4 protein-coding genes and 2 pseudogenes are annotated in these 7,400 nt (G+C 32.6%); 1 reads left to right on the forward strand and 5 read right to left on the reverse strand.

What is annotated here, in order from left to right; genetic code table 11:
- Positions 1–190: 190 nt before the first annotated feature.
- The 5 genes and pseudogenes from G580_RS0103990 to G580_RS11760 form a co-directional block, all read right to left on the reverse strand.
- Positions 191–1,006 carry a DUF169 domain-containing protein gene (locus G580_RS0103990; RefSeq protein ID WP_028841136.1) on the reverse strand — a complete coding sequence of 272 codons (816 nt, stop codon included), beginning with the start codon at positions 1,004–1,006 and terminating at the stop codon, positions 191–193.
- A 70-nt stretch (positions 1,007–1,076) separates the two neighbouring features.
- Complete coding sequence (locus G580_RS11675) at positions 1,077–2,144, reverse strand: hypothetical protein (RefSeq protein ID WP_211211355.1); 1,068 nt, start codon at positions 2,142–2,144, stop codon at positions 1,077–1,079.
- Between the two features lie 14 nt (positions 2,145–2,158).
- Positions 2,159–4,096, reverse strand: coding sequence for a DEAD/DEAH box helicase family protein (locus G580_RS11680; protein WP_211211356.1), 1,938 nt, complete (start codon positions 4,094–4,096; stop codon positions 2,159–2,161).
- Positions 4,097–4,216: 120 nt separating this feature from the next.
- Positions 4,217–6,703 (reverse strand): DNA methyltransferase, encoded by a 2,487-nt coding sequence (locus G580_RS0104005; protein WP_038041503.1) that lies wholly within the window; start codon positions 6,701–6,703, stop codon positions 4,217–4,219.
- A gap of 57 nt (positions 6,704–6,760) precedes the next feature.
- A pseudogene (locus tag G580_RS11760) lies at positions 6,761–7,012 on the reverse strand (dTDP-4-dehydrorhamnose 3,5-epimerase family protein); the annotation flags it as partial.
- Positions 7,013–7,220: 208 nt separating this feature from the next.
- Here G580_RS11760 and G580_RS0104015 point away from each other — a divergent pair.
- Positions 7,221–7,400 (forward strand): annotated as a pseudogene (locus G580_RS0104015) (IS256 family transposase); the annotation flags it as partial.

Consider the following 7,400-nt stretch of genomic DNA (forward strand, 5'->3'; position numbering starts at 1 on the left):
TTTTATAAATTTTTAACAGATTTAAAAAAAATTCCAGAATCCAGTTTACTAACCCAAACATAGTATTATCAACACTTTACAAACATATATTACTTTTCTATTTGTAAAGTTTTTAACTGGATTTAACAGAGATAAAAAAGAAAACATCAATAGCAGGATAGATGCTGTTCTAAATGCAACTTATTTAGTTTTATATGAATTCAGAAAGACTCTGCCATACAGGTCTTTGAAGGAAGCTGCCCTCAACATTACACTCCATTTCTAAAAACATCTCATATGGAATAGCAAATGTAAATATGTTGTCTCCAAGCTGATTTCTAACATGTTTTCTTGCAGAAATATCAGTCAATCCAACTACTGCTTTCTGAGGCATTGATTGTCTTTCCCTGTAAGCGTAAATACCAATTGTCTGACATCCTGCTGCCCAAGGAATAATTACATTTTCAAAGCTTTTTCTTTTATAATTTGCAAGAATAACCAGAGCTGAAAGCTGATGGGGATTAACGGGAAAAACAACCACAACTGGTTTTTCTTCATCGTTTACATCATTTAAAGGTTTAAAAACCACATATTCTGTTGGAACTTCCATCATAGGTAATTGTTCTACAAATTTTTTCACATTTTCTGGATTTTTTAGATATCTTTCACCTTCAAGAAAATCTTCAAGAAAATCATTTGTAACAAAGGGTTTTATATTTTCTGAAACAGCAACACCTGTTTGCCAGTTTTTATTACCTGATGAGAGAAAATAGAAAAAACAATCCTCACCACCTGGAAAATCAAGATATCTGTTTCCAAAGCCTAAACCAACTCCTCCACCCCAGCATCCATAGGTTTTTCTATCAAAAACCGCAGTTTTTCCTTTTGCTGCATTTGCAAATAGCCACATCACACATCCCCATTTGCCTTCTTTAAACTGCAAAGCACCTTCCGGTTTTTTATCTGACCATATTATAGCAATGGGATTTAGTTGCATTTTTAAAGCTTTAGCTATTTTACTCTCCATTTTTGTCTTCCATTGAATTATTTTTAATTATATCAAACTGCTAAACTGTCAAAGTCAGGTTACTGTCTAATCAAAAACAACTGATGGCTTGCAAAACTTTGTCAATATTATCAAACCAATAATTTCTGTACCCATTTTTGGGAAGTCTATTTATATCATCGGTTCGCAAAAATAAATAGACAATCACTTTTAAATCTCCACTCTTAAAAACCTTTTTACTGCCATCACCATTTTCAAAAATCATTCTATATCCATCCACCTTGTGCATATAATCTGTATGTTTTGTCCCTTTTGGGTCAATGAAGACAATAAAGTAACTATCATCCTTTTTTAACCAAAAAATAAAATCAGGCTTAAACTCGCTGATTCTATTTGTATCTGGATTATAGTAAGGAATGTACACTTCATCAAGGGATTCATCTAGTTTACTAAAAAGCCACCAATCAAATTTATTAAACTTATTTCCTGGGTCTTTTAAGTACTGATCTAAATCGTTTATAAATTTTACTTCACTCGGAGTTTTAATTATATGTTGTATGTAATCTATCTTTTCTTCACCAGACAAAATAAGAGGTAGGTAATAATGATTGGCAACATATTTAATCTTGATTTTTTTATGATTGCTTTCAAAAACTATTTCACTTTTCATTTCCTCTCTCTTTCTATCGTATTCCTCTGCCGGGATTTTCCCATATTGTTCTTGCAGTTCTTTTACCTTTAGAGGATAGTCTTTAACAGTTTCAATATCTTTTATTATTTCATCAATATTTTTAAGATAAACCCTTATGTTTTTAAAATGCCTAATCTCTTCCCCTAACTCCTTAAATTCTTTCAATTCTTTCGGAACTACACTGAAGTAATCAAAAAGTCTCTGGACCAGTATGTGAATATTTTTAAAACTCTTCTCTTCATATTTATAGTGCTGTTCAGGAGTATATAAAGTTTCTCTTAATAGTTGAATCTTCTCTGGAGTAGCCTCATAATTCATAAGAAAAATCCTATCATCGCTTATATATTCACAATACCTCTTAAGAATTTCAAATTCCATTTTTGAAATCTCAAATTTAGCTGACTCTCGTCTCTTCATAATGGGATAATCTGCCAGTTTATAAACAGGTATTAAAAGTAAATATAACATACTTTTTAAAATTGTCAAGAGACTTGATAATCTGCCAGTTTATAAACAGGTATTAAAAGGGGCTGTTTTAGGACAGATTTGTTTACAAAAAGGGAAATCTGCTTACCTTTTTCTTTTTTTTCCTGCTTGAGTTCGCTGATAACTGTAAGCAAGGCGTTTCTATTTGTGCCGAAAATAAACAATGTCTCTAAAGGAAGGCAAAAATCTTTTAATTTCTGAAAGAGATTATTATCTATTTCTTTGCTGTTATATAGTTCTATTAATCTTCGTCTTTTATTGACAATCGGCTCAATCCTTATACCCCTTCCAATGGATTGCAGAATAAATTTTCTGGCATCTGTTCCTGTGCCGATATTGACAAAATTTATAATATTTGGTCTGTTAGAATCCCATCCTTCATAAAATGCACGGGAGCCCATTAAAATATTAATGGGTGAGTCATCTCGGTTTATCCTCTCAAAAAATCCCTCTTCCTCAAATTGATGGTTAACATTAAACCTATCTAACTCCTCTTTTAGCCAGTTTGGGATGTCCCCTGTTTTGCTTAAAGCAAAATGTTTATCAGATGTGGTAAGCTTAAAAGCTACCTGCTTTTTATCTGACGGTCTGAAGGAGATTTCAATCTCACCTGGACTATCAGTATTGTAAACATATCTCAAAACATCTTTAAGGGTAATACTTTTAAATATTTCTTCGTCTATCTTTAACTTTTTCCCATCCTCAAAAACAAATTCAGGCTCCTGTCTCAATTCATCACACAGTTCCTCTATGGCATCTGTAAAAACTTTATCATCTAATTTTGCCTTCCCGATTCTCTCAAGCTCTCTGAAGAAGAGTTTCAAATCTGCATCTTCCTTATTAACAGAGTTGACGAGTGTTAAAAGTAGTGGCTTGTGGTAAAGTCTTGGGTCTATTTGACTTATCGCCTCATAAAACCTTTTTACATAAGTGAGAAGAATCAAAGATTTTAAAACTATCTTTTGTTTTTCATCTCCACTGTAATCTTCATCTTCTTTAAATGCCCTTATTTCCTGCTTCAATATGCTGATATGTTTCCCATAACCAGCCTCAATGAATGAAGAAAGGTTAAACTCAAATACAGTGGTGATAACATCCCTCGGATCAGTAAAGGTAGCAGAAAAGTTAAATAAAAAACCATTCCTTGAAAGAATTGAATATATATGCTGTCTTTTAGAGTCTTCTTTATCCCCTTTATGTGCCTCATCCAGAAATATATACCACCTTCCACCGTTATCGTAATTTCTAAAGTCAACTATCTTTTCCTTTTGTTCATCTCCAATGTTATCAGACCTGTAAAAAAATACCGTTGTTCCAAATAAAGGCTTCTGTCTTTTCACTTCAGGATATTCTTTTAATTCCCGCAGTTCAATATTTTCTGCACTCGCATAATTTACCTCGTTTACCATCCTTTTAAACTGCTCAATCAAATCGTCTCTGTGAGTTAAGAATAAAATATCGTGTTCAGGGATTTCACCCCTCTCCATAAGCTGTTTCAGTATCTGTATAAGTTTAATGATAACCAGTGTCTTACCACTGCCTGTTGCCATCCAAAAACACATTCTATTTATATAATTCCAGTAAGGAACTTTCCCATCTTGAAAAATGTAATATTCAGAAAGCAAATTAAAGATCTTTCTGCTGCGTTTATCTAACTTTATATCCAAATCTTCTTCTAATCCATTGTCTTTATACCAATCAAACAATCTTTTTTTTCTTTCCTGATTGACCTCAAGCTTTTCTCCATCTTGAAAATCCACAAAATCTTCATAGTACTTCCACAAGACCTTCAAAGCATTCTCAATGGCCTTTTGCTGAAAGTCCCATAATTGCTTATCTCTGGAAAAACTTTTTAAATCAAAAGAATTCCAGCTATAAGGAAGAGTAGATAGACTTATATTGTCTAAAATATTTTGTAAGAGAAATTTAGCCATTGAATTTGTTCTCCCTTAGTATAAGAATCAAAAACACTGAGGCTTTTCACTTTAAATCTCGCCTCGAGTTCATTCTTGCAACTTCTTAATACTGTAATACTTTCTTCTAAGCTTTTCATCCTACCACCATATCAACGGCTTAATCAGTTTATAATCAAGATTTTTCAAGTCTATCTTCTCGCCACCTTCAAATTCAACAAAATCTGAAGTTATTCTCTTTATCCACTTGCCAAGCAAATTCGATAAGGTTTCAGCAACATCTATGTTTGGATAAAGTTTTGATAGGTCCACTTTAACCTTGTTGTTTTCGTAATCAATCTCCAGTGCCTCAAGCATTTTCAGGTCTTTCATAAATACATACTGGTTGTAAGGGTCCTGATAGGGATTATCAAACAGGTCTGAATCTTCGTATTTTACTCTTCTTAATGTATCTTCGTATTGCTCAAGTTCGTAGTATTTGAAAAAGCCACCTGCTTTGTTTTCATTGTATTTTTTTTTAACATCCTTTTCTTTTGATATACCTGACTTATCATAAAATAAAACTTTTTTCATCCTTGGTAAAACAACTGTGTAAAAATGCTCTCCCATCTCTACACCGATCCACTTTCTTTTGAGTTTATGTGCCACTGCTGTGGTTGTGCCAGAGCCAAGGAAAAAGTCCATAACAAGATCTCCTTCGTTGGATGTGGATTCTATGACCCGTTTTAAAAGAATCTCGGAGTTTTCGGTTTGAAATTGCCAATTCATACTATAACCTATTATATCTGTCCAATTCGTTCCTGGTGCCTTTTTGTCTAATAAGATATAAAGTTTGTTTCCCCTAATTTGCAAGCGTCCCTCTCTATACATTCTGTTTGCTACTTCATTCCCTCTTGCCCAACAGTATCCTTCATTAGGATGAAAAACTTGATTCCCAATTATAATAGGTTTGCCTGTCTGCCCACGGTTTGGTTTTTGTTGCATTAATACCCATTGCGGTTCTCTTTGTATCCATATTCTGTTGAAAAATACCATTTCGTGGTTTTTGCAGAAATTCATTAAGCTCTCGGTTTCCTGCTCGAGGTTAGACACTTCTCTTTTTGCTAAATACGCTGTTTTTCTCAAAATTATCTCATTCCTAAAATTCTCTTCTCCAAAAATCTCATTCATCAAAGGTCTAACAATCCAATTTCCATTGTAATCACATCTGACAAAAATACTTCCTTTTTCATTCAATAAATCCCTTGCTAATCTTAACCTATTCTCAAGCATCGTTGCCCAGGAAGAATCTTTATACTTAACAGAATAAAAATAATCTGCATCCTGTTCCTTATTAAACGGTGGATCAATATAAATCGTCTGCACCTTTTCTTTAAACTTCGGTAAAATACTATTCAATGCCTGATAATTCTCACTCTTTATTAACCAGCCGTCTAATGAATTGTCTAAATCATCAAATAAACCTAAAATCTCAAATTCTAAATCTTTAAAATATTTTGTATCAACTGGCAAATGTTTGTACTTTTCCTTCAAACGCTTTCCCATTAAATCACTTATAAATATACCATCATTTTTTAATTTGTCAAGCTTTTCCTTCAAACGCTTTCCCATTAAATCCTTTTCAATTATTTCATTTTCCTTAAAACTTTCATCTACAATCCCTAACTCTTTCCACTCCTTTACTTGTTCATTGAAATTTTTATGCTTCAATATCTTTTCGATAAGTTTTAACTCCTTGTCCTTTTCAGCAATTCTGTCAAGGGTTATCACATAGTTAGAATTCAAAACAAACTTTGGCTTGTTCCATATCTTCACAAGTTCATCTTCAAACTGTGAAATGAAATCAATAATCTTAAACGCAATATCTTTTAAAACCTGAAGTTGCTTTATCCGCTTTTCAGTCCATTCACTTTCGCCTGAAAATACATACTGATAAAGCCAGAGATTGAATTGCTCTCTCAAAAATTCCTTGGCATTCTTGTTTATAAAGTAATCTACTTCACTTTGTTTTTCAAATACCCTAAAAGCTTTCTCAAGAATATCTTCAGCTATCTTAACTCCTTCCTTTCTCAAAGCCTTTAAAATATCCTCTATCTTTGTAGTCCTGCCCCTTTCAGAATAATAAACATTAAACACCAGGACCCCGTCTTTTCTTCTCTCTTTAAAATCAAAAATTACATCCCTTTTTTCATTTGCTTTTTTATGCTCAAGTGTAGAAACATCAAAGAAAAACTTATATCCACCTACTTCAACCTCAAGATTCTTAAACAACCTGTCAGTCTTAACATAATAAAGCATGTGTGTTTTCCAGAATAAAATTACATCTTTATCATCGGTATAAACCTTTTCATAAACATTCTGATGAATGGGTGTATATCTAAAGTAAATTGAGCCACTTTCCGAAAAATACCGTTGAAAGAAAGTATATAGTTTATCAAATAATTCCTCTTTAAACTCAGGAAAAGGCTCTACTGCCTTTTTAATATCCTCTTGCAATTTAGGGAATACTCCCTTTTCATAGTATCTTGATTTAATTCGCATTAAATTGATATAGCCAGACTCACCCTCTACCTTCGCTCCCACAAATATCTCTTTCAAAGCATTGTAAAACTTTTGTTCCTTTGTCATAATCATGCCTCTGAGTTTTGATTTTTGATCTCTAATTTCTTACTTTTCTTACTATATTATAGCTCCCTTTAAACATCTCACAACTTTAGTTTGTGCCTTAAGATTTAATTGGAAATGAAGCCCTCGCAGTACGCCAGCTTGTATACTAAAGAAGTGATTATCTTAGACAAAATCAAAGAAAAATCCTATTTCTTCAAAATCTTTCTTGTTGTAAGTTTCCATAAAAAAGCCTCTGTGATCCTCAAATACAGTGGGCTCAAAGATATAAACCCCTTCAAGTGAAATTGTCAGTTTTCTGAATTTCCCCATCTTCAACTTCTCCTGCCATCTGCTCTATTATTTATTATATACTCTTGCACAACAAATCTTGTAAAAGGATTTGAAGCTGTGAAGGGAGTAGAATATAAATTGTGTCTTTTAATAAAATATTTTAGAGGCATAATAAAAATTTTTAATATTTTTTAAATTAATGATAACATAAAACCTAAAAGACTAAACTAACCAGGAGGTCTGTAAAATGGAAAACTTAGACTTAGATTTAGAAAAAGTTTTAAGTGAAATCTCAAAAATTGAATCAAAAGAGGGTATCAAAATGGCTGCTGCACTCCTCTTAAACGCTCTCATGAAAAAAGAAAGAGAAATATTCCTTAGAGATAGTATTGATAATAAAGCTAATGGTTACTATGAAAGACAACTT

The organism is Thermodesulfobacterium hveragerdense DSM 12571, from assembly GCF_000423845.1.
Taxonomy (GTDB): domain Bacteria; phylum Desulfobacterota; class Thermodesulfobacteria; order Thermodesulfobacteriales; family Thermodesulfobacteriaceae; genus Thermodesulfobacterium; species Thermodesulfobacterium hveragerdense.

Bases quoted from the DNA above. Each gene is read 5' to 3' on its own strand.
- G580_RS0103990 (WP_028841136.1), bottom strand. From the start codon at position 1,006: ATGGAGAGTAAAATAGCTAAAGCTTTAAAAATGCAACTAAATCCCATT.
- G580_RS11675 (WP_211211355.1), bottom strand. From the start codon at position 2,144: ATGTTATATTTACTTTTAATACCTGTTTATAAACTGGCAGATTATCCC.
- G580_RS11680 (WP_211211356.1), bottom strand. From the start codon at position 4,096: ATGGCTAAATTTCTCTTACAAAATATTTTAGACAATATAAGTCTATCT.
- G580_RS0104005 (WP_038041503.1), bottom strand. From the start codon at position 6,703: ATGACAAAGGAACAAAAGTTTTACAATGCTTTGAAAGAGATATTTGTG.